A 21,234-nucleotide genomic window follows, 5' to 3' on the forward strand; every position below is an offset into this window, starting at 1 on the left:
CGAAGGCAACGAAAAAGGGCCGCATCAGCGGCCCTTTTTTCTGGGTGAAGCAGTCACTTCCAGTTCAGCACATCCCAGCCCATCTTCTGCGCGTGCTCCAGCAGCACCGGGTCGGCGTTCACCACGTGCGGCTTGCCCACCAGCTTGAGCAGCGGCAGGTCGTTGCGCGAGTCGGAGTAGAAATGTGCCTCGGCCAGCGGGCTGTCATCGCCTTCCAGCAGGTCGAGCAGGCGCAGTACCTTGCCTTCGCGGTAGGTCAGCACACCCACGGTGCGGCCGGTGTAGTGTCCGTTGGCGACTTCCAGGTCGATGGCCAGTACTTCGTCGATGCCAATGCGTTCAGCGATGGGTTTGACCAGATGCACGCCGGAGGCGGAGATCACCAGCGGCCGGTCGCCTGCCTCGCGGTGGCGCGCCAGGGTGGCACAGGCGTCGCTATGGATCAGCGGCTCGATCACGTCCTCGACGAAGGCTTCCACGTCGCGCTCGATTTCCTCGACGCTACGCCCAGCCATCGGCTCCAGGGCGAAGGCCATGTAGTCCTCCATGGGCAGCTTGCCCTGTGCGTACAGCGCCATCAGCTCGGCGTCGCGCTTGAGGAACGACTCCGCGTCAACCCAGCCCAGATCGGCCATGCGCTGGCTCCACAGGCTCGCGCAGTCGCCGTCGATCAGGGTGTCGTCGAGGTCGAATATCACCAGGGCCATCAGGCCACCTCCCGAATGCTTTCAATGTCTACTTGCAGGCCGAGCTCGGTGCCGGCCGGGTACAGGCGCTCGGCGCTGCGATTGAGGACGTCCACGGTCAGCTCGACGCCGCTGGCGTCGACCCGGTAGCGGATCACGTTGCCCAGCAGGCTGTGGGAGAGTACCCGAACCGGGATGCCTTCGCCCGGCTGCACGCTCAGGCGCAGGGATTCGGGGCGGATCGCCACCTGCTGGCGGAAAGGACGGTCCAGCAGTCGGGTCGCCTGGGCCGCATCGAGCAGGTTGTAGTTGCCGATGAAACCGGCGGCGAAGGCGTTTTCCGGGGCGGTGTAGAGCGTCTCGGCGTCGCCGCTCTGGACGATACGCCCGGCGTTCATCAGCACGATGCGGTCGGACAGCGTCAGCGCTTCCTCCTGGTCGTGGGTGACGAACACCGTGGTCAGCTTCAGTTCCTGCTGGATGCGCCGGATCTGCTCGCGCAGGTGCTTGCGGATGCGTGCGTCCAGCGCCGACAGCGGCTCGTCGAGCAGCAGCAGGCGCGGGCGGGTGACCAGCGAGCGGGCCAGGGCGACGCGCTGGCATTGGCCGCCGGACAACTGGTGCGGGTAGCGTGCGGCCAGTGGGCCGAGCTCGACCATCTCAAGGGCCTCGCGTACACGCTGGGCGGACTCTGCCGCTGGCACCTTCTGCATGCGCAGGCCGAAGGCGACGTTCTGTTCCACGGTCATGTTGGGGAACAGGGCGTAGCTCTGGAACACCATGGCGATGCCGCGCTTCTGCGGGCTCTTGGGAACGATGTCCTCACCGTCCAGCAGGATGCGCCCGCTGTCCACCGCGGTGAGGCCGGCGATGCAGCGCAGCAGGGTGGACTTGCCGCAGCCGCTGGGGCCGAGCAGGGTGACGAACTCGCCACGCTCGGCGGCGAAGTCGATGTCCTGGAACACCGTGGTGGTGCCGTAGCTCTTGTTCAGTGTCTCGACGCTGAGGAAGCTCATGCCTTGTCCTTGCTTAATCGGTTCGCCGCCCAGGTGAGCAGCAGGACGAAGAGGAAATACGAGACCACCACCGCGCTGGTGTAGTGGCCGCTGCTGTTGCGCATGTTGTTGAGGAACACCTGCAGCGTTTCGTAGCGGGTACCTACCAGCAGGTTGGCGAAGACGAACTCGCCGATGAGGAAGCTGAAGGACAGGAACAGCGCTACCATCAGGCCCTTGCGCAGGTTCGGCAGCACCACCAGCAGGGCGGCCTGCCAGGTGCTCGCGCCGAGCAGGTGGGCGGCGTCCATCAGGTCGTGCAGGTTGATCGCCTGCAGGTTGTTGCTGATCGCCCGGTACATGAAGGGCAGGGCGATGGTGAAGTAGCAGCCGATCAGGATCCACGGCGTGCCCACGATGGGTACCGGGCCCGAGGCGTAGAGCTGCAGCAGGCCGACCGACGACACCACTGGTGGCACCGCGAAGGGCAGCAGGATCAGCACGTTCATCAGCGCGTCGAGGCGCGGGAAGTAGTAGTGGATGACGAACATCAGCGGCAGCACCAGCGCCACACTGAGGATCAGTGCACCGAAGCACACCAGCAGCGACTGGCCGAAGGCGACGAGGAAGCGCGGATCGCTCCACAGGGTCATGAACCACTTCAGGGTCAGGCCGTCCGGCAGCACGCTGGCGCTCCACGAGGTGGCCAGCGAATAGAGCAGGGTGGCGGCCAGCGGCACCAGCAGGATCAGGAACAGCGCATAGACCACCACGCGGTGGTACAGCGGACTAGCGTTTCTGGACATGGTAGCTCCGGCGCAGCAGCCACTGGTGGGCCAGGGTAATGATGCTCATCAGGCCGACCAGCACCATCGCCAGCGCACTGGCCATGTTCGGGTCGAGGAATACGTCGCCCGAGACCAACCCGGCGATGCGGATCGGTACTACGTTGAAGTTGCCGGTGGTCAGCGAGTACACGGTGGCGTAGGCGCCTAGCGCGTTGGCCAGCAGGATGACGAAAGTGCCCAGCAGCGCAGGCGTCAGCACCGGGATGCCGATGTGCCGCCAGAACGCCCATTGGCTGGCGCCCAGCAGTGCCGCGGATTCGCGCCAGTCCTCGCGCAGGGCATCGAAGGCGGGGTAGAGCAGCATGACGCCCAGGGGGATCTGGAAGTAGGTGTAGAGGATGATCAGGCCGGTCTTCGAGTAGAGGTTGAAGTCCTCGATGATCCCCGCCTGCTTCAACAGCAGCGTAATGGCGCCGTTGAAGCCCAGGATGATGATGAAGGCGAAGGCCAGCGGCACCCCGGCGAAGTTGCTGGTCATGTTGGCGAAGGCCATCACGAAGTCGCGCAGCTTACTGTCCACCTGGCGCAGCGAGTAGCTGCCGAGGATGGCGATGGCCAGCCCGATCAGGCTCGACCAGACAGAAATCTCCAGGCTGTAGCGGATCGCCTGCAGGTAGAACGGCGAGCCGAAGATCTCGCTGAAGTTGCCCAGGCCCCAGCCGTCGCCGGTGCGCACGCTGTTGATCATCACCCACAGCAATGGCGCGAGCTGGAAGGCGAAGAAGAACAGCGCGAAGGGCAGCAGGCAGAGCAGGGCGAAGAGTTTTCCGGTGTTCGATCTCATGCCTTGAGCAACTCCCGGCAGAGCGGTTTGTCGTGGGGCGCGCCGAGGACCTCGCACAGCGTGCCGCAGAGTTCGACCTGGCGCGGGCGCGCCTGGTCATCGAGGCTGAACGCCTCGCCGAAGACAAACAGCGGCACTTCGCGCTCCTCGGGGAGGATGCCGCCATGGCTGCGGTCGTCGTTCATGCCGTGGTCGGCGGTGACCATCACCTGGTAGCCGGCGGCCAGCCACTGATGCAGGTACTCGGAAAGGATGATGTCGGCATGCCGCGCGCTGTTGCGGTACTGCGCTGTGCCCAGGCCGTGCTTGTGCCCGGCATCGTCGATGTTCATCGGATGCACCAGCAGGCAGTTCGGCGCATGGCGGCGGCGCAGTGACTCGGCGTCGGTGAACAGGTGCGAGTCGGGGTAGTGGTCGGTCCAGTAGAAGTGGCCGTGCTGGATCGCCAGGGATTGGTCGTCGGTATGACGGTCGCGCGCCGGGTCGAAGGGCGTGCGGTTGTACAGCTCGCTGACCCAGTGGTAGGCCGCCGCGGCGGTGGTCAGGCCGGCGTCGCGGGCATAGTGGAACAGGCTGCGCTGGTTGGACAGGCGCGAAACATCGTTGTGCAGGATGCCGCTGTCGATGGGGCGCACGCCGGTAAGGATGCATTCGTAGAGCGGGCGCGACAGCGAGGGCAGCTCGCATTCCAGCCGATACAGCTGGCCTCGGCCAGCGTTGCAAAGGGCCTGCAGGTGGCCCATGCAGTCGTGGGCGACACTGTAGTTGAGGCCGTCGAGGACGACCAGGATGACGTCGTGGCGCATGGGGCGGGGCCTTCGGTGAAACGCGGCCGCCCCGGCGCGAACCGGGGCGGCTGGGCGTCATTGCATATTGATGATGACGTTTTCCTGCCACAGGCGCGGCAGACGCTTGGAGGTCTCTTCCCAGGCCTTGGGGTCCTTGATCGGCTGCGCCTTGGCGTACTGCTCGTTGGGCAGCAGCTTGGCCTTCACCTCGGCCGGCAGGGTCAGGTGCTCGGCGCGGATCGGTCGGGCATTGCCCTTGGCCAGGTTGATCTGCCCCGCGTCGCTGAAGATGTACTCGCGCGCCAGCTTGGCGGCGTTCGGGTTCTTCGCGTACTTGTTGATGATGGTGGTGTAGCCGGAGATCACCGAGCCGTCGGAGGGGATCAGCACCTCGAAGCGCGACGGGTCGATCTGGTCGCGGTAGCTCAGGCCGTTGAAGTCCCAGACGATGCCGACTTCCACTTCACCCTTCTCCAGGGTGTTGATCACCGGGTTGGTCAGCGACAGGCGACCCTGCTTGGCGAGCTGGGCGAAGAACTCCAGGCCCGGCTTGATGTTCTTCTCGTCGCCGCCGTTGGCGATGCTGGCGGCCAGCACGCCATTGACGGCCTGGGCGGCGGCGCTCACGTCACCGATGGTGACCTTGTACTTGCCCTTGAGCAGGTCGGCCCAGCTGTGCGGGACGTCCTTCACCAACTGCTTGTTGACGATGAAGGCGATGGTGCCGGTGTAGGCGAGCGCCCAATGGCCGTCCTTGTCCTTGGCCCAATCAGGAACCTGGTCCCAGGTGCTGGGCTTGTAGGGCTGGCTGACGTCCATCTGCATGGCAATCGGGCCGAAGGCCGCGCCGACGTCGCCGATATCGGCGCTGGCGTTTTCCTTCTCGGCCTTGAACTTGGCCAGCTCCTGGGCCGAGCTCATGTCGGTGTCCATGTGCTTGAGGCCGTACTTGCTCTCCAGGTCCTTCCAGGTGTCCTTCCAGTTTGCCCAGCTGTCGGGCATGCCCACGCTGTTGACCTGGCCTTCCTTGCGGGCGGCGGCTTCCAGCGATTGCAGATCGGCGTTGGCCGCCATGGCGAGGCCGCTGCCCAAGGCAATGGCCGATCCCAGCAGTGAAGCAAGCAAGCGTTTCATTCGGTGCTCCTTCGGATGAAGTTCAGTGTTTTCAAGCGTGGTCTAGATCAGCAAGACGCAGGCCAATCTAAGCGGGGCGGATGACAGTTTGATGTAAGCCCCAGGTGCGCCAGCCCGGCCTTGAGCGCCCTGCGGGTCGTCGGGGAAAAGCGTAGACCATGGCCAATGCCTTGATCCGCCTGGTCTACGCTGGTGTCGTTATCTGGCATGGGCGCTGCTTGCAAAGGCATTGTCACAGGATGGTCATCGGGCTTTCCTAGGATGAGCGCACCCCGTCGGGGTAAAGAAATGCCCTGTTCTGGGGCTGGACTAGTCCAAAAGAGGGAATCGAATGCGCGATACGGCGCTACCTACGGTCACGGCGATCTGCCGCGCACTCATCGAACAGATCGACAGCGGCCTGCTCAGCGCCGGCGGCAAGCTGCCGGCCGAACGCAAGCTGAGCGAGCTGTTCGATACCACGCGGATCACCCTGCGCGAGGCTCTGGGGCAACTGGAGGCTCAAGGGCTGATCTACCGCGAGGAACGTCGCGGCTGGTTCGTCTCGCCGCCGCGCCTGCTGTACAACCCGCTGGTGCGCAGTCACTACCACGCCATGGTGGAAGGACAGGGACGGATGCCGGCGACCGAGGTGCTGTCGGCTCGACAGATACCGGCCAGTGCGGCCATCTGCGAGCTGCTGGAGCTGCCGGCGTTGTCGAGCGTCTACCAGATCCGCCGGCTGCGGCGCGTAGACGGGCGGCTGGTGCTCTATGTCGAGCACTACCTCAACCCGGCGTACTTCCCCGGCATCCTCGACAGCGACCTGACCTGCTCGCTCACCGAGCTGTACGCCAGCCGCTATGACATCCGCTATGGCCGCGTGCGCTTCGACATGGTCCCCACCGCCCTGCACGGCGAGGCGGCCAGTGTGCTGCGTGTCGCCGAGGGCAGCCCGGCGCTGCGGATCACCCGCATCAACGGCGACCAGTACGGGCGCATCATCGATTGCGACCTGGAGTTCTGGCGGCACGATGCCATCCATGTGAGCGTGGAGGTGCCGGATTGATCCCAGGTCTGCGGCGAGCCTGTAGGAGCGAACTTGCTCGCGAACGGACTCAACGTGTGTCATCTAGGGTGGGGCGATTCGCGAGCAAGCTCGCTCCTACAAGAAAGCTGTGCCCGTGGTCGCGCGCAGGTAGCTGCAGTCTGATTGAAAAACGCCCGGCGGGTGCCAGGCGTTGGGGTCAGGGCAGGTCGGCGCTGTCGTAGAAGGCGCTGAGCACCTTGGCCAGGTAGTGCAGGTCCTGGCTGCCGGCCAGCTCGCGAATGGAGTGCATGGCAAAGGTCGGCAGGCCGATGTCGACGGTGCGCACGCCGATCTGGCTAGCGGTGATCGGGCCGATGGTGGAGCCGCAACCCATGTCGCTGCGGGTCACGAAGCTCTGTACCGGTACTTCGTTTTCCAGGCACAGGTGACGGAAGAAACCGGCGGTCTCGCTGTTGGTGGCGTAGCGCTGGTTGCTGTTGATCTTGATCACCGGGCCGCCGTTGAGCTTCGGGCCGTGATTGCCGTCGTGCTTGTCGGCGTAGTTCGGGTGCACACCGTGGGCGTTGTCGGCGGAGACCAGCAGCGAGCGCTGCACGGTACGGGTGAATGCATCGCCCTCGGGCAGCAGGCGGCGCAGCACTTGCTCGAGGAACGGGCCGTCGGCGCCGCAGGCCGAGCAGGAGCCGACCTCTTCGTGATCGGTGCAGACCAGCACGCCGCTCTGTTCGTCGTTGCTGACCAGCAGGGCTTGCAGGCCGGCGAAGCAGGACAGCAGGTTGTCCAGGCGGGCGCCGGCGATGAACGCCTGGTCGAGGCCGATCACGGCGGCGCGCTGGGTATCGTAGAAGCTCAGTTCATAGTCGAGGATGGCGTCGGCAGTGATGCCATGCTCCAGCTGCAGCTGTTCGCCGAGCAGGTCGCGGAAGTCGCGGGTCTCGCCGGCGGCGACCTGGGCGAGGATCGGCGGCAGTTCGGTCTGCGCGTTGATTGACCAGCCCAGGTTGGCCTCGCGGTTGAGGTGGATCGCCAAGTTGGGGATGACCGCAATGGGCGCCTTGAAATCGATCAGCTTGCTTTCGACCTTGCCGGCCAGGCGGAAGGTGACGCGACCGGCCAGGGACAGGTCGCGGTCGAACCAGGGGGCGAACAGCGCACCGCCATAGACTTCCACGCCCAGTTGCCAGTAACCGTTGCGAACCAGTTCGGGGTTGGGCTTGACGCGCAGGCAGGGGCTGTCGGTATGCGCGCCGACCAGGCGCAGGCCGTTCTCCAGCAGCAGCGCGGTGCCGAGCTTGAAAGCGATCAGCGAAGAGTCGTTGCGGGTGACGTAATAGCGGCCGCCGGCTTCGGTGCGCCAGGCGTCACGCTCGTCCAGGCGCTGGTAGCCGGCCTCTTCGAGGCGACGGGCGAGGGCCTGGGTGGCGTGGAAGGGGGTGGGGGAGGCCGCGAGGAAATCGATCAGGCCCTGGTTGAGTTCTGTACGCATGGGTAACTCCGGACAGCGAATGGCCGGAAGTTTAACGTAAATGCGCTAATCTGCGGCCTGGGTAGGACCCTGTAGGAGCGAGCTTGCCCGCGAAGGTTTTTCGCCGGCGACACAGGTGCAGGGCGGTTCGCGAGCAAGCCCGCTCCTGCGAGAAAAAATCAGAACGGCGCGGGAGACTCGAAGCGCAGGCGCTCGCCGGTCTGCGGGTGGGTCAGGGCCAGCATGCTGGCGTGCAGGCACAGGCGGTCGCGCAGGTCCAGGGCTTCGCCTTCGGCATACAGGCGGTCACCGAGCAGGGGGTGACCAATGGTCAGCATGTGCACGCGCAGCTGGTGTGAGCGGCCGGTGATCGGCGTGAGCTCCACGCGGCTCCAGTTTCCGTGGCGTTCCATCACGCGCCAGAAGGTCAGCGCATGGCGGCCCTGCTCGAAGTCCACCACATGGCGCGGCTTGGTCGGCGGGTCGTAGCGCAGCGGCGCTTCGATACGGCCGCTGTCGAGCTCCGGCTCGCCCCAGCACAGTGCGGTATAGGCCTTCTCGGTCTCGCGGTCGTGGAACTGGCGGGACAGTTCGCGGTGGCTGTCGGCGTCACGGGCCAGCACGATCAGGCCGGAGGTTTCCCAGTCCAGGCGGTGGACGATGCGCGCTTCCGGGTAGCCGTTCTCTTGCAGGCGGGTGATCAGGCAATCCTTGTTGTCGTCCGCGCGGCCGGGCACGGAGAGCAGCAGGGTGGGCTTGTTCACCACCAGGAGGGCGGCGTCCTCATGGACGAATTCGATCTGGGAAAGCGGCATGGAAGCTCTATTGCGCGAATAATAAAGACGAAAACGACTGCGGCGGCCGAGGCCGCCGCAGGTTCACCGATGCCGGATCAACGTTCCGGCAGGGTGATGTTGAGTTCCAGGATCGAACAGCTGCCCTGGTTGGCCAGCTCGACCTGGACTTGTTCCTGGTCGATGGGCACGTATTTGCGGATCACTTCCAGCAGGTCTTTCTGCAGCTGCGGGAGGTAGTCCGGTTGCGAACGGTTGCCGCGCTCGTGGGCGACGATGATCTGGAGTCTTTCTTTCGCGATGGATGCGCTGTTTTGCGCCTTCCGGCTGCGGAAGAAATCTAAAAGGCTCATTCACGTCCTCCGAACAGTCTCTGCAGGAATCCTTTCTTCTGCACGTCGAGGAAACGGTGGGGCATTTCTTTGCCCAGCAGTCGCTCGACGGCGTCGCTGTACGCCTGGCCGGCATCGCTTTCTTCGTCGAGGATGACCGGTACACCCTGGTTGGATGCCTTGAGCACCGCCTGGGATTCCGGGATCACGCCGAGCAGACGGATGGCCAGGATTTCCTCGACGTCTTCGACGCCGAGCATTTCGCCCTTGGTGACGCGCTCGGGGTTGTAGCGGGTCAGCAGCAGGTGTTCCTTGATCGCGTCCTCGCCTTTCTCGGCGCGCGCGGATTTGCTGGCCAGCAGGCCGAGCATGCGGTCGGAGTCGCGGACCGAGGAGACTTCCGGGTTGGTCACGACGATCGCCTCATCGGCGTAGTACATGGCCAGATGGGCACCTTTCTCGATGCCGGCCGGGGAGTCGCAGATCACGTAGTCGAAGGACTGCTTGAGCTCTTCGATGACCTTGCCGACGCCTTCCTGGGTGAGTGCGTCCTTGTCGCGGGTCTGGCTGGCGGCCAGCACGAACAGGTTCTCGAGGCGCTTGTCCTTGATCAGGGCCTGGGTCAGGGTCGCTTCGCCGTTGATGACGTTGACGAAGTCGTAAACCACGCGGCGTTCGCAGCCCATGATCAGGTCGAGGTTACGCAGGCCTACGTCGAAGTCGACGATGACGGTCTTGTGGCCGCGCAGGGCCAGGCCGGTGCCGATGGCTGCGCTGGTGGTGGTTTTACCGACGCCACCCTTACCGGAAGTGACTACGAGGATCTTGGCCAAGGTGATTCACCCCAAAGAAAAAACGAAGAATTCTGGTCCCTGAAAGTCGCGGCAGTATCCGTTAAAGGCGGGTGATGTTCAACACGTCACCCGACAGGCTGACGTGCACCGCCTGCCCCCATTGCGGACTGCGTCGAAGGTCTTCGGCGACCTTGTAATTACCGGCGATGGACACCAGTTCGGCGGCCAGCTGCTGGCAGAAAATACGTGCGCTGGTGTCGCCCTTGACTCCGGCCAGGGCACGACCGCGCATCGGACCGTACACATGGATATTTCCGTCGGCGAGAAGTTCCGCGCCGGGGCTGACGGGAGCAAGCACGATCAGGTCGCCGCCGGCGGCGTAGATCTGCACGCCGCCGCGTACCGGAGTGGTGACCAGCTTGGTCGGACGGACGACCGGCGCCGGCGGCTCGGCCGGTTTTTCCGGAGCGGCTTCCGCAGCGGCTTCCTTCGCCGGCTCCTGGGCTGCGTCGGTTGGCTCGGCGGCTGCCTCTTTCGGTTTCTCCGGCTTGGCCTCGGTGGTCTGCTTGGCCGGTTTCTCGGCTTGCACACCGGCGCCGGCGGCCTGCTCGACCACCTTTTCGGAGAGTTTCTCGCCACGCGGGCGACGTACCGGCGCGGCGCCAGTTACCTGCGGGACGGCATCCTTGGGCTCGACCGCGCGCTCGCGGGAGGAGCCCGACGGCGGCAGCACGGGGATGTCGAACATGGTGGCCAGGCGGATGTCTTCCTCGCGGCTGGCGCGGATAGCCAGGGTGCGCAGGCCATGGCGACGGCAGATGTCCAGCACGCCTTGCAGGTCGAGCTGGCCTTCGCCGTCGGGAAGTTTGTCCAGCGCCAGCACCAGCGGGGTATCGCGGAAGAAGTTAGGCGCCTGGGCGACCTTGTCGGCCAACTGGCGGTCCAGGCGCGGCAGGTCATTGTGGGCCAGTTCCAGAACGGTGACGGCCAGCATGCTGCCCTTGAGCTGGAATACGGGATCGTGGTCGAGAAGGTCAGCTTGGCTCATGGTCGGACTGCGTCATCAAAATGGTTGGACTTATAGCGGACCGCCCCGGCAGCCGCAAGCGTGGCCGATGGCTAGGACCGCGTGAGGCACGGGACGTGCCGGCAGGGTAGAATGTCGGGCTTTGCCCTAGCCGGAAAGTTCCATGGACCGCCCCACCTTTCGCCGTGAGTTCCTCCATCCCCGCCACTGGCCGCTCTGGCTTGGTCTCGGCGTGCTCTGGCTGGTGGTGCAGCTGCCGTACCCGACTCTGCTGGGCCTGGGCCGTGCGCTCGGCGCAGTGATGTACCGCGTGGTCGGCAGTCGCCGGGCGATAGCCGCGCGCAACCTGGAGCTGTGCTTCCCGGCGCTCTCCGCCGCCGAGCGCAAGCGCCTGCTCAAGGAGAACTTCGCCTCCACCGGCATCGCCTTCTTCGAGATGGCCATGAGCTGGTGGTGGCCGAAGGCCCGTTTGGCCAGGCTCGCCCATATCGAAGGCATCGAGCACCTGAAGAAGGCCGAGGCCGAAGGCAAGGGCGTGATCCTCATGGCCATGCATTTCACCACCCTGGAGATCGGCGCAGCGTTGCTGGGCCAGGTGCAGACGATTGATGGCATGTACCGCGAGCACGATAACCCGGTGTTCGATTTCGTCCAGCGTACCGGCCGCGAGCGGCATAACGCTGATGCCACCGCCATCGAGCGCGAGGACGTGCGCGCGATGCTCAAGGTGCTGCGCGCCGGCCGCGCCATCTGGTATGCGCCGGACCAGGACTATGGGATCAAACAGAGCCTGTTCGTGCCGCTGTTCGGCATCCAGGCGGCCACTGTCACCGCCACCACCAAGTTCGCCCGACTGGGCCGCGCCCTGGTGCTGCCGTTCACCCAGTCGCGCCTGGCCGATGGTTCCGGCTACCGCCTGACCATCCACCCGCCGCTGGAGGACTTCCCCGGCGAGAGCGAGGAGGCCGATTGCCTGCGCATCAACCAGTGGGTGGAGAGCGAGATTCGTCGCCAGCCCGAGCAGTACCTCTGGGCGCACCGCCGCTTCAAGAGCCGCCCCGAGGGCGAGCCGAAGCTCTACGACAAGAAGAAGTAGGCCGTTCACTCCTCTGGCGGCCTAAGCTGGAAACGACGCGACAAGGACTTCTGCCGTGACCGACTCCGCCACTCTCCCGCAGCAATCTCCGGCCGTTACCGGCCTGATCCTCTCCGGCGGCGGTGCGCGGGCGGCCTATCAGGTCGGCGTGCTGGCCGCCATCGCCGAGCTGTTGCCTGAGGGCGCGGAGAATCCGTTTCCGGTGATCGTCGGCACTTCCGCCGGCGCCATCAATGCCGTCGGGCTGGCCTGTGGGGCGTTGTCCTTTACCGGCGCGGTGGAGCGCCTGACCAAGGTCTGGAAGGGCTTTCGCACCGGGCAGGTCTATCGCTCCGACTGGCCCGGTGTGTTCAGCCAGGCCTTCAAGTTTCTTGGCCACAGCCTGCTGGGGCTAGGCAAGCGCGAACCGGTGGCGCTACTGGACAGCACACCGCTGCGTTATCTCCTCGAACGCGAACTGGATCTCTCCGGCATCGCCGCCGCCGTGCGCCGGCGCAACCTGCGCGCGGTGGCGGTGACCGCATTCGGCTACGAGTCCGGCCAGGCCGTGACCTTCTACCAGGGCCGCGCGACCATCGATCCCTGGCTGCGCCACCGTCGCATCGGCGTGCCGACGCGGCTGCAGATCGAGCACCTGCTGGCCAGCTCGGCAATTCCGCTGCTGTTTCGCCCGGTGAAGATCTTCCGCGAGTTCTTTGGCGACGGCGCAGTGCGCCAGCAGGCGCCGATCAGTCCGGCGCTGCACCTGGGCGCCAACCGCGTGCTGGTGATCGGTGTCAGCGGCAACCCCACGGTGGGCAGTGCCAACGAGCAGGTGGCCAACTACCGCACGGGCCAGCCGCCGAGCCTGGCACAGGTGGGCATCCACCTGTTGAACAGCACCTTCATCGACAGCCTGGAAGGCGATATCGAACTGCTGCACCGGATCAACTTCCTCAGCTCGCTGGTGCCCGAAGAAGCGCGCCGCGCGACGCTGGGGCTGGCGCCGGTGGATGTATTGCTGATTTCACCGAGTCGGCCGCTGGACGAGATCGCCGCGCAGTACCGCCATGAATTGCCCAAGGCGCTGCGCCTGTTCCTGCGTGGGCCGGGGGCGACCAAGGCGAGCGGGGCAGGGGTACTCAGCTACCTGTTGTTCGAACCGGGCTACTGCAATGCGCTGATCGAACTGGGTTACCGCGATGCCATGGAAAAGCGCGCGGAAATCACGCGCTTTCTGGGGATGGAAGACTGGTCGCTGTAGGAGTTATTCGTAGGATGGTGTGGAGCGAAGCGATACCCATCATTTTCCGGTCGTTCCGGACGATGGGTATCGCAAGCTCCACCCATCCTACGAGAGCTCATCCGGCTTCAGTCAGACCGCGAAAACCCCATCGCGGTAATCGCGCAGGGCTTGCTCGATCTCCTCGCGGCTGTTCATCACGAACGGGCCGTACTGCACGATCGGTTCATTGAGCGGCTTGCCGGCCAGCAGCAGGACGCGTGCGCCCTTGTTGCTGGACAGCTGGATCTCGTCGCCCTGGTCCAGGCGTACCAGACGGTTGGTGGCGACGGTCTCGTCACCTCGCTCGCCCGGCACCTGCAGCGATCCTTCATAGACGTACAGCATCACCCGATGGCCCGCCGGAATGCGCGGAGCCACGGAGGCGCCCGCCGGCAGCACGAGGTCGTAGTAGTGCGGCTCGGTGCCGGGGCGTTGTACAGCGCCATCGATGGCCGTCTTGCCATCGTCGAAGCGCCCGGCGATCACGGTCACACCCACGCCTTGCGCGGTGGTTACGCGGGGCACGTCTTCGGGTTCGATGTCGCGGTAGCCGGCCGGAGAGAGCTTGTCCTTCGCCGGCAGGTTCAGCCACAGCTGGAAGCCGCGCATGGCGCCTTCCACCTGCTCGGGCATCTCGCTGTGGATGATGCCGTGGGCGGCCGTCATCCACTGCACGCCACCGGGTTTGAGCAGGCCGGTATTGCCCAGGTGGTCCTCATGGCGCATGCGCCCTTCGAGCATGTAGGTGACGGTCTCGAAGCCACGGTGCGGGTGGGCCGGGAAGCCGGCGATGTAGTCGTCGGGGTTCTGCGTGTCGAACTGGTCGAGCATCAGGAACGGATCGAATCGCTCGATGCCGGGGCCGCCGATCACTCGAGTCAGGCGCACGCCGGCGCCGTCGGAGGCCGGGTGGCCGATGTGCTGGTCGATCACGGTACGTAAGCGGGTCATGGGGACCTCCTTGATCTGTGAATGGAGATCATCCTAGTCCCAATGGATGGATAAATGGTTGCGATTTTTTCGGATTAACTATCGATAAAATTGATTGTTTGTCGAAAAAGCAAACCGCCGCCCGAGGGCGGCGGTTCCGGCTTACTCCTGGATCTGCAGGCGCCGGGCTTCGGTGTAGAAGTAGCGCAGCTTCTCGTACTCGAAGGGCGTGTTCATCTGCCCGTAGCGGAAGCCGTTGCTGTAACGCTTGTCGACGATCTCCAGTACCGGCAGCTCCCAGTAGTCGCTGCTGAGGTCGGAATAGTTCAGGTAGTTCACTTCGCGAGCGGCCACGAAGTCGGTGGCCAGCCCGCCCGTGTCGCGCAGGTTGGACGGGCCGAGGATCGGCAGCATCAGGTACGGGCCTTCCGGTACGCCCCAGTAGCCCAGGGTCTGGCCGAAGTCCTCGCTGACCTTGGGCAGGCCCATGGCGGTGGCCGGGTCCCACAGGCCGCCGATGCCGAGGATGGTGTTGAACAGCAGCCGCGCAGTGCTATTGGCGGCACGTTCGCCCTTGAGCTGGGCGACGCTGTTGAGCAGGGTCGGCACCTCGCCCAGGTTGCTGAAGAAGTTGCTCACGCCGGTGCGCACGAAGCGCGGGGTGACGTACTCGTAGCCGTTCACCACGGGCAGGAACACCCATTCGTCGAAGCGGTAGTTGAAGTGGTAGACCCGGCGGTTCCACGACTCCCAGGGGTCATAGACGTTGAGGGCATCGAAGGTGGCGCGCTCGAACTCGCGCTGGTCCAGGCCGGGGTTGAACTTCAGTGCGTCCAGCGGGTGCTTGAAGCCGTCTTCGTCCGGCGCCATGTCGAATTTGGTGCTGGTGGGCGTCTTCACCGGTTGCGGCGTCTCGGCCTGAGCGAGGCCACAGGCCAGCAACAGGGCGAGGGTCCAGGAATGGCGGAATGGCATGGAGTCAGTTCCCTGTCTGCGCGGTGGCGATGCCGGTAGCCGAGGCATCCTGTCCCTTGAGGAAGCCCAGCATGTCCTGGGCGTTCACGCGGTAGTTGAGGTTGCCGCAATGGCCGCCGCGCGGGTAGAGCGTCAGGCGATCACCGAAGGTGCGGCGCAGGAAGCCGATGTCCCCCGGCCCGAGGATGACGTCATCGGCGTTGTGCATGACGGCGATCTTCGGACTGTCGCGCAGGTAGTCCTCGAGCGCGTAGAGGCTGACCTGCTGGATCAGCTGCGGCAAGCTGCCGCCATCGTACTTGGCGCGCCACAGCGGCATCAGTTGGTCGGTCATGTAGCACTCGAAGTCGCACTGCATGGCGCGCTTGAAGAAGGGCGTCAGGCTGGTGCCTTCGGTGATCGGGTACTTGGGCGGGGTGATCAGGCCGCGGCGGTTGATCAGGTCGGAGGTGAAGGCGATGTCGGCAGAGGAGAAGCGGAATACCGCGCCGATCAGCATCGCCATCTCCTCGTTGGAAAGGTGCTGCTTGGACTGCTGCAGGTCGAAGAGGAAGGCATCGTTGAGGTCGACGTAGCCCTTCTGATTGAAGTAGCGGGTCAGCTTGGCGAGGATCACCTGGTAGAAGGTGTTGGTGTCGTTGATGCCCTTGACCTCTGTCTGCACCATCTTGTCGAGGTTGCTGATCGAGGTATAGAGGTTCACTGGCGGGTTGAGCAGCAGCACGCGCTTGAAGTTGAAGCTGCGGCGGGTTTCATCGAGCTTGCTGACGAAGGCGGCATGCAGGGCGCCGAGGCTGTAGCCGGTCAGGTAGTAATCACTGACGGGCAGATCCGGATGCTGCGCGCGTACGGCCTGCATGACCCGGTACAGGTCATCGGCGTCGTCGGGGGTATAGCCGGGCGTGGCGACGTGGGACGCGCCGACCATGAAGTCCCAGCTGGTCGGTGAGGACAGTTGCACCACATGGTAGCCGGCGTTGTAGAACAGGCGCTTGAGGTACTCCGGCGTGGTGCTGGAGTAGTTGGCACCGGTGCCGGCGATGATGAACACCAGCGGGGCCTCATGTTTCTGCCAGGCCAGCCGGTAGTGCAGCTTCTTCACCGGCCAGAAGTTGCTCGGCAACTCGTACTCCCGCTCAGGGCGCAGCTTGAGTGCGTAGTCCGACTGGCGGATGTCGTCGTCCGACGGCAACTGCGGGCGCAGATCCGGTGGGGTAGTGGCGATGGTCGCCTCGAATGGGTTGACCAACGGGTAGCCATAGCTGGCCTGATCGACGTCGCGGGCGAAAGCGGGCCCGGCGAGCCCCAGTGCGAGGCCGCCGATCAGGGCGGCCACGCGGCGAAGAAATGTCATGGTTCGGAGTCCTTTCAAGAGGAGGCCAACTCTAGGGTGACCGCGCATTAAGACCAGCACATTTCCCACAAGTGCGATCTGCGTTTCAGCCCTTGCGCGCCAGATCACGCAAGGCATCGCCGGTTAGACGATAGACGGTCCACTCGTCCTGCGGGCGTGCGCCGAGACTGCGGTAGAAGCCGATGGCGGGTTCGTTCCAGTCCAGCACCGACCATTCCAGGCGCCCGCAGTCGCGCTCCACCGCCAACCGGGCCAGCTCCGTGAGCAGCGCCTTGCCCAGGCCGGCGCCGCGGGCGGCCGGGCGCACGTAGAGGTCCTCGAGGTAGAGGCCGGGCTGGCTGAGCCAGGTCGAGTAGTTGTGGAAGAACAGTGCGAACCCCTGGGCCTCGCCGTCCACTTCACCGATCAGTACTTCGGCATAGGGACGCGGCCCGAACAGGTGGTCGTGCATGCGCCGGGCATCGGCTTTCACCTCGTGGACCAGTTTTTCGTAGTCGGCCAGTTCGCGAATCAGGTCAAGAATCAGCGGGATGTCCTCAGGGACGGCGGGGCGCAGGGTGACGTGGGGCATGGGTAATTCCTTGCGGAGCGAAATGCCCGGAGCATGACCAAAGCCTCGCGCTGCTGGCAACCGGTCACTTCAGTAGCGCTCCAGGCTCTCCACCCAGATCAACTCGCAGGCGCCGGCGCCCGTGTCCTCGCGGGTCAGCGAGCTGACCCAGCGCCAGCCGTCGTCGCCTTCCACGCGCACCAGCTTGCCGGACAAACGCACGTGCTCGCCGGCGCTGACCTGGGCCAGGGTGTGCGCCACGCCATCATTGGCCGGGATCATGTGCATGTTGGCGGCGTGGGTCTCCAGCTCGCGACGGGGAATCGGCAACCGGTCGGCATGCCAGTAGAACCAGCGGTTGCCCTGGGTGATGCGGATATCGGCCAGTACTTTCGGGTCTTCCATCGGCCCCCAGCCGAGGGCGAGGTCGGTGGGCGACAGCTCAGCCTCGCGGCCCAGACGGTAATCCTCGCGGCCCAGCACGCGAGCCTCGATGCTGAAGTCCTGCAACGGATAGATGGAATAGCGCTCGACGCGAAAGCCGCCATCGGACAGCACCTGGCTGTGCTGCTGCGGTGCCTGGGGGCGGTCGGTTGGCCACAGCCACCAGAAGCTGGCGGCCACGCAGACCAGCAGGAACAGGGTCGATCGCTTCATCGAAGGCTCCGTGGGTGGGGGAAGTTTACGCAGGGATTGGCCCCTCTTGCATCGGCCCCTGCGCTGGTTATGCTGGGCGCCGATTTCCCGCCTGCTCCGGAGTAGTGGCGCCATGTCCCGTCGTTTGCCCCTGATTCTCCTGCTGCTCGCCTTGGCGCTCTGGCTCGCCGCCAGCTACGGCGTGCGTTTCGGGCTGATGGAGGATGGTCGCTGGGTCGGTCTCTGCGCCGATGAAGCCACGCGCTGGGAATGCGGCGTGCGTTCGCAACTGGGCTGGGCGATCCACTTCGGCGTGTTCGGCAAGCTCGCGCTGGGCTTTTCGCTGCTGGCCTTCTTTGTACCGCGCCAGGCGGGCTGGTGGCTGGCCGTGCTGGCAATGCTGGTCACGCTGCCGGCGTTGGTGCTGTACAACGCCGGGCTGGCCGTCTTCGCGGTGGTGCTGGCGGGATTGCGCCTGGTGCGGGCGCCGGGCGCTGAGTCTTAGGCCCTTCGTTCTACTGGACGTCGCCCGCGCAACAGCGCGCCCAGCAGGAGCAGGCTCACCGCCGCCCAGCCCAGGGCCTGAAGATTGCTCGGTCCTTCCATCGCCAGCTGTACGGGAATGCCGACGGCGATGATCAATGCCAGCAGCAGTGCTTCGCGGCGTGGCGCATCAGCCGGACGGCACAGATAGACCAGTGCCGGGAACAGCAGGGCTGCACTGGGGAAACTGCGGTAGCGCGCATCGAAGACCATCCCGAGCATCAGCACTGCGCCAGCGAAACCGGCAGCTGCCAGCCACAGGCCGGCACGCCGTTGCAGCCAATCGAAGGCTACCAGGCGCCAGCCCGTGCGGTCCGACAACGCCAGGCTGACATGCAGCAGCACCAGCAGGTTGAGGACGGTCAGCGCCGCCGCCCAGAGCCATTCGCCCCAGAAGCGGCTGGTGATTACCGACAGCTCCAGCCACAAGCCGATGCAGCCGGCACCCAACGCGCCGGCCAGAGGCAGCAGAAAAGCACTACGGGCAGAAGCGGGGCGGCCGCCCACCAGCAGCCCGCCGAGCAGGATCACACCGGAAAGCCCCAGCCACAGCGGCCAGCCCGGTAGGTTGCTGACCGGTCCGGCGAGCACGCCTTTCTCTTCGCGGTCGGCGCTGAAGAGCCCCCAGTAACCACCCACTGCGCCTTCGCTCTGGCGCTTCCAGGGCTGGTCGAAGGCTTCGATCAGGTTGTAGTGCCAGCCTTTCTCTTCGGCCATGTGCACGAAGCCACGGATGAAGCGCGCCTCGTTGACCCGGCTGGGCAGGGCTGTTTCGCGCTGGCGGCCCTCGCTGGGCCAGCCGGTTTCGCCGATGAGAATGTCCTTGGGCGCGAACTCGCGGCCGAAGTCCTCGCGGATCTTCGCCACATGGGCGAGGGCGTCGTCGATGCTGCGCGGGTTGTCTTCCCAATAGGGCAGCAGGTGGATGGTGATGAAGTCCACTGCCGGGGCAATCTCCGGGTGCTGGTGCCAGAAGTCCCAGACGTCCGCATAGGTCACCGGCTGGCGCACCCGGGTCTTCACCTTGTGTATCAGCCCGGCCAGGTAACGCCCGGTGACCTCCTTGCGCAGCAGGGTCTCGTTACCGACGATCACTGCCTGCACCACGTCCGGGTATTCGTTGGCTGCCTTGATCAGTGCCTCGACTTCACGCTCGGTATCCACCGGGTTAGCGTTGACCCAGGCGCCGAGCATCAGCTTCAGGCCGTGCTTGCGCGCCAGCGCCGGGATGCCTTCCAGGCCGGTCATGGAATAGGTGCGCACACACTCGAAGCGCGTCGCCAGGAGCGCCAGGTCGGCGTCCATCTGTTCCGGGCGCAGCACGAAAGGCTGGTCGAAGGGCGACTGGTCCTTGGCGAACGGGCTGTAGGACGCGCATTGCAGCTTGTGCGTGGGCGTGGCCGCGTCGGGCAGGACCACCGGCTTGCCCAGGCCGTACCAGAGCCCGCAGAGGGCGGTCAGGGCAAGCAGCAGGGCGACGCAGTAGGGGAGGAGCGGAAAGCGCGAGGACTGTGGCATGGGGGCACGCGAACCGTGGCGAGGCGCGCATCTTAGCAACGCCGTTGGCCGCCGTCAGTGCCCGCGCGGGGCACTCAGGCGTGGCGGTGAATCCAGTTGTGCGTCGGCGCCGACTCGCCTGCGGCGTTGCCCTCGATACGCTTCCAGAATTTCTCGTGGAAGTGGAAGCCGACCGCGTTGCACAGCGGCTCGACGATTGCCACCAGGCCGCCCACGGTGATGCTGCCGGTCAGCGCATAGGCGACGCTGAAGGCGATGGCGAAGTGCATCAGGGTGAAGGTGACGGTCTTGAGCATGATGGCGATCCTCCGGGTGAGAATGATTCTCAGTTGCTTGAAGGCTACTGCTCGGGAACCCCGACGGATAATCGAGCCTCTGTATGACGGCGATAGGCCGGCACCGCCGTCGTGGATGGAATGGCGCGGTCGTGGATGGACGGGTTCTGTCGTGGATCGGACCGTTTGGCGTCGCTCTCAGAGCAGTTCGCCATCAGCGGGCGCCGATCATGAAAGGGCGGCCAAGACCGCGAATGGCGCCGGGGCCACTCGGACGCTGCAACGAAAAAATCACGGGGAGAAAACCATGACAATGATGCGACGCCTGTTGGGCCTGGGCGCAGGTCTGGTGCTGTCGGCGGCGGCCGGGCTGGCCGGTGCGGCGGCCAAGCCGGAAATCACCATCGGTTATGTGGACGGCTGGTCGGACAGCGTGGCGACCACCCACGTCGCCGCCGAGATCATGCGCGAGAAGCTCGGCTACCAGGTCAAGCTGATGCCGGTGGCCGCCGGCATCATGTGGCAGGGCGTGGCGCGCGGCAAACTCGACGCCATGCTCTCCGCCTGGCTGCCGGTCACCCATGGCGCCTACTACGAGAAGATGAAGGACAAGGTCACCAACCTGGGCGTGAACTACCCGGGCGCGAAGATCGGCCTGATCGTGCCCGAGTACGTGAAAGCCAACAGCATCGAAGACCTCAAGGCGCAGAAGGATGACTTCGGCGGTCGCATCGTCGGCATCGACGCCGGCGCCGGGGTGATGCTCAAGACCGACCAGGCGATCAAGGACTACGGCCTGGACTACAAGCTGGTGGCCAGCTCCGGCAGCGGCATGATCGCCGAGCTGACCCGCGCCGAGAACGACAAGAAGGCCATCGCCGTGACCGGCTGGATTCCGCACTGGATGTTCGCCAAGTGGAAACTGAAGTTCCTCGAAGACCCGAAAAAGGTCTATGGCGAAGAAGAGCACGTCGACAGCGTCGCCAACCCGGCGCTGGAGAAGAAGGCACCGGAAGTCTGGGCCTTCCTGAAGAAATTCCAGTGGAAGGACGGCCAGGAAATCGGCGAAGTGATGCTCGCCGTGCAGAACGGCGAGAAGCCGGAAGTGGCCGCCAAGAAGTGGGTCGAGGCGCATCCGGATCGGGTGAAGGAGTGGCTGTAATCCGTTAGCCCCTGCTTTCCCGCGACACCGAAAAATCCCCCGCGAACCATGGTGTTCGTGGGGGATTTTTTATTGGCAGCATGTTTGATAAAACCAGTGTGGTATCGGTGCTTGCTACTGCTCGTCTTATTGTGGAGCGGGGCAGCTCTTGGCGGCGGCTTTTAATGCTTTATCATGGTCCAAGTAGGTTTCGAAAGGAACGCTAATACCGCATACGTCCTACGGGAGAAAGCAGGGGACCTTCGGGCCTTGCG

General features: G+C 65.0%; 23 protein-coding genes. 5 read left to right on the forward strand and 18 right to left on the reverse strand.

Annotated features, from left to right (window positions below; translation table 11 throughout):
* Positions 1-53: 53 nt before the first annotated feature.
* Genes FAS41_RS26630 through FAS41_RS26655 form a run of 6 tightly spaced genes read right to left on the reverse strand, consistent with a single transcriptional unit; the run spans position 54 to position 5,235 of the window.
* Entirely contained in the window at positions 54-707 is a 654-nt protein-coding gene (locus FAS41_RS26630; RefSeq protein ID WP_138526349.1) for an HAD family hydrolase, read from the reverse strand.
* Positions 707-1,702 carry an ABC transporter ATP-binding protein gene (locus tag FAS41_RS26635; protein WP_138526350.1) on the reverse strand — a complete coding sequence of 332 codons (996 nt, stop codon included), beginning with the start codon at positions 1,700-1,702 and terminating at the stop codon, positions 707-709. Before FAS41_RS26635 ends, FAS41_RS26630 begins: the two co-directional genes overlap by 1 nt.
* Positions 1,699-2,487 carry an ABC transporter permease gene (locus FAS41_RS26640; protein ID WP_138526351.1) on the reverse strand — a complete coding sequence of 263 codons (789 nt, stop codon included), beginning with the start codon at positions 2,485-2,487 and terminating at the stop codon, positions 1,699-1,701. Before FAS41_RS26640 ends, FAS41_RS26635 begins: the two co-directional genes overlap by 4 nt.
* A complete protein-coding gene (locus FAS41_RS26645) occupies positions 2,471-3,313 on the reverse strand; it encodes an ABC transporter permease (protein ID WP_138526352.1) in 843 nt (280 codons plus the stop codon). Before FAS41_RS26645 ends, FAS41_RS26640 begins: the two co-directional genes overlap by 17 nt.
* Positions 3,310-4,119, reverse strand: a complete 810-nt coding sequence (locus FAS41_RS26650) for an alkaline phosphatase family protein (RefSeq protein ID WP_138526353.1) — start codon at positions 4,117-4,119, stop codon at positions 3,310-3,312. Before FAS41_RS26650 ends, FAS41_RS26645 begins: the two co-directional genes overlap by 4 nt.
* 57 nt (positions 4,120-4,176) lie before the next feature.
* Positions 4,177-5,235, reverse strand: coding sequence for an ABC transporter substrate-binding protein (locus FAS41_RS26655; RefSeq protein WP_138526354.1), 1,059 nt, complete (start codon positions 5,233-5,235; stop codon positions 4,177-4,179).
* Positions 5,236-5,566: 331 nt separating this feature from the next.
* Here FAS41_RS26655 and FAS41_RS26660 point away from each other — a divergent pair, with 331 nt between their 5' ends.
* Positions 5,567-6,283 (forward strand): UTRA domain-containing protein, encoded by a 717-nt coding sequence (locus tag FAS41_RS26660; RefSeq protein ID WP_138526355.1) that lies wholly within the window; start codon positions 5,567-5,569, stop codon positions 6,281-6,283.
* A gap of 178 nt (positions 6,284-6,461) precedes the next feature.
* Here FAS41_RS26660 and FAS41_RS26665 read toward each other — a convergent pair whose 3' ends face one another.
* From FAS41_RS26665 to minC, 5 genes are all read right to left on the reverse strand, one after another.
* Complete coding sequence (locus tag FAS41_RS26665; protein WP_138526356.1) at positions 6,462-7,751, reverse strand: M18 family aminopeptidase; 1,290 nt, start codon at positions 7,749-7,751, stop codon at positions 6,462-6,464.
* A gap of 158 nt (positions 7,752-7,909) precedes the next feature.
* Positions 7,910-8,545, reverse strand: a complete 636-nt coding sequence (locus FAS41_RS26670; RefSeq protein WP_138526357.1) for an RluA family pseudouridine synthase — start codon at positions 8,543-8,545, stop codon at positions 7,910-7,912.
* 77 nt (positions 8,546-8,622) lie between these two features.
* Positions 8,623-8,877, reverse strand: a complete 255-nt coding sequence (minE, locus tag FAS41_RS26675; RefSeq protein WP_045210300.1) for a cell division topological specificity factor MinE — start codon at positions 8,875-8,877, stop codon at positions 8,623-8,625.
* Positions 8,874-9,689, reverse strand: coding sequence for a septum site-determining protein MinD (gene minD / locus FAS41_RS26680; protein ID WP_017522034.1), 816 nt, complete (start codon positions 9,687-9,689; stop codon positions 8,874-8,876). Before minD ends, minE begins: the two co-directional genes overlap by 4 nt.
* Positions 9,690-9,750: 61 nt before the next feature.
* Entirely contained in the window at positions 9,751-10,698 is a 948-nt protein-coding gene (minC, locus tag FAS41_RS26685) for a septum site-determining protein MinC (protein WP_138526358.1), read from the reverse strand.
* Positions 10,699-10,840: 142 nt separating this feature from the next.
* On the opposite strand from minC, the gene FAS41_RS26690 reads away from it, so the two are divergent.
* Together FAS41_RS26690 and FAS41_RS26695 are read left to right on the forward strand one after the other, a co-directional pair.
* The gene (locus tag FAS41_RS26690; protein ID WP_138526359.1) at positions 10,841-11,773 is read left to right on the forward strand and encodes a lipid A biosynthesis lauroyl acyltransferase; all 933 of its coding nucleotides are present in this window, start codon (positions 10,841-10,843) and stop codon (positions 11,771-11,773) included.
* Positions 11,774-11,828: 55 nt separating this feature from the next.
* Positions 11,829-13,016, forward strand: a complete 1,188-nt coding sequence (locus tag FAS41_RS26695) for a patatin-like phospholipase family protein (RefSeq protein ID WP_138526360.1) — start codon at positions 11,829-11,831, stop codon at positions 13,014-13,016.
* Between the two features lie 111 nt (positions 13,017-13,127).
* Here FAS41_RS26695 and FAS41_RS26700 read toward each other — a convergent pair whose 3' ends face one another.
* The 5 genes from FAS41_RS26700 to FAS41_RS26720 all read right to left on the reverse strand — a co-directional run bounded on the left by FAS41_RS26700 (position 13,128) and on the right by FAS41_RS26720 (position 17,503).
* Positions 13,128-13,988 (reverse strand): pirin family protein, encoded by an 861-nt coding sequence (locus tag FAS41_RS26700; RefSeq protein WP_138526361.1) that lies wholly within the window; start codon positions 13,986-13,988, stop codon positions 13,128-13,130.
* Between the two features lie 141 nt (positions 13,989-14,129).
* Positions 14,130-14,942 carry an MlaA family lipoprotein gene (locus tag FAS41_RS26705; protein ID WP_138526362.1) on the reverse strand — a complete coding sequence of 271 codons (813 nt, stop codon included), beginning with the start codon at positions 14,940-14,942 and terminating at the stop codon, positions 14,130-14,132.
* A gap of 4 nt (positions 14,943-14,946) precedes the next feature.
* Positions 14,947-16,296 (reverse strand): alpha/beta fold hydrolase family protein, encoded by a 1,350-nt coding sequence (locus FAS41_RS26710; RefSeq protein ID WP_138526363.1) that lies wholly within the window; start codon positions 16,294-16,296, stop codon positions 14,947-14,949.
* Positions 16,297-16,381: 85 nt separating this feature from the next.
* Positions 16,382-16,867, reverse strand: a complete 486-nt coding sequence (locus FAS41_RS26715; protein WP_138526364.1) for a GNAT family N-acetyltransferase — start codon at positions 16,865-16,867, stop codon at positions 16,382-16,384.
* A gap of 69 nt (positions 16,868-16,936) precedes the next feature.
* Positions 16,937-17,503, reverse strand: a complete 567-nt coding sequence (locus FAS41_RS26720) for a hypothetical protein (protein ID WP_138526365.1) — start codon at positions 17,501-17,503, stop codon at positions 16,937-16,939.
* A gap of 112 nt (positions 17,504-17,615) precedes the next feature.
* Between FAS41_RS26720 and FAS41_RS26725 the strand changes: the two genes are divergently transcribed.
* Positions 17,616-17,987 (forward strand): hypothetical protein, encoded by a 372-nt coding sequence (locus FAS41_RS26725; protein ID WP_138526366.1) that lies wholly within the window; start codon positions 17,616-17,618, stop codon positions 17,985-17,987.
* Here FAS41_RS26725 and FAS41_RS26730 read toward each other — a convergent pair.
* Together FAS41_RS26730 and FAS41_RS26735 are read right to left on the reverse strand one after the other, a co-directional pair.
* Complete coding sequence (locus tag FAS41_RS26730) at positions 17,984-19,543, reverse strand: glycoside hydrolase family 17 protein (protein ID WP_138526367.1); 1,560 nt, start codon at positions 19,541-19,543, stop codon at positions 17,984-17,986. The two genes, FAS41_RS26725 and FAS41_RS26730, sit on opposite strands and share 4 nt — an antisense overlap.
* 74 nt (positions 19,544-19,617) lie before the next feature.
* Positions 19,618-19,839 carry a DUF2061 domain-containing protein gene (locus tag FAS41_RS26735; RefSeq protein WP_138526368.1) on the reverse strand — a complete coding sequence of 74 codons (222 nt, stop codon included), beginning with the start codon at positions 19,837-19,839 and terminating at the stop codon, positions 19,618-19,620.
* A gap of 286 nt (positions 19,840-20,125) precedes the next feature.
* On the opposite strand from FAS41_RS26735, the gene FAS41_RS26740 reads away from it, so the two are divergent.
* On the forward strand, positions 20,126-20,980 hold the full coding sequence (locus FAS41_RS26740; RefSeq protein WP_024763445.1) for a glycine betaine ABC transporter substrate-binding protein: 855 nt from the start codon (positions 20,126-20,128) through the stop codon (positions 20,978-20,980).
* The last annotated feature ends 254 nt before the right edge of the window (positions 20,981-21,234 follow it).

It is taken from the genome of Pseudomonas nicosulfuronedens (genome assembly GCF_005877905.1).
Classification (GTDB): domain Bacteria; phylum Pseudomonadota; class Gammaproteobacteria; order Pseudomonadales; family Pseudomonadaceae; genus Pseudomonas; species Pseudomonas nicosulfuronedens.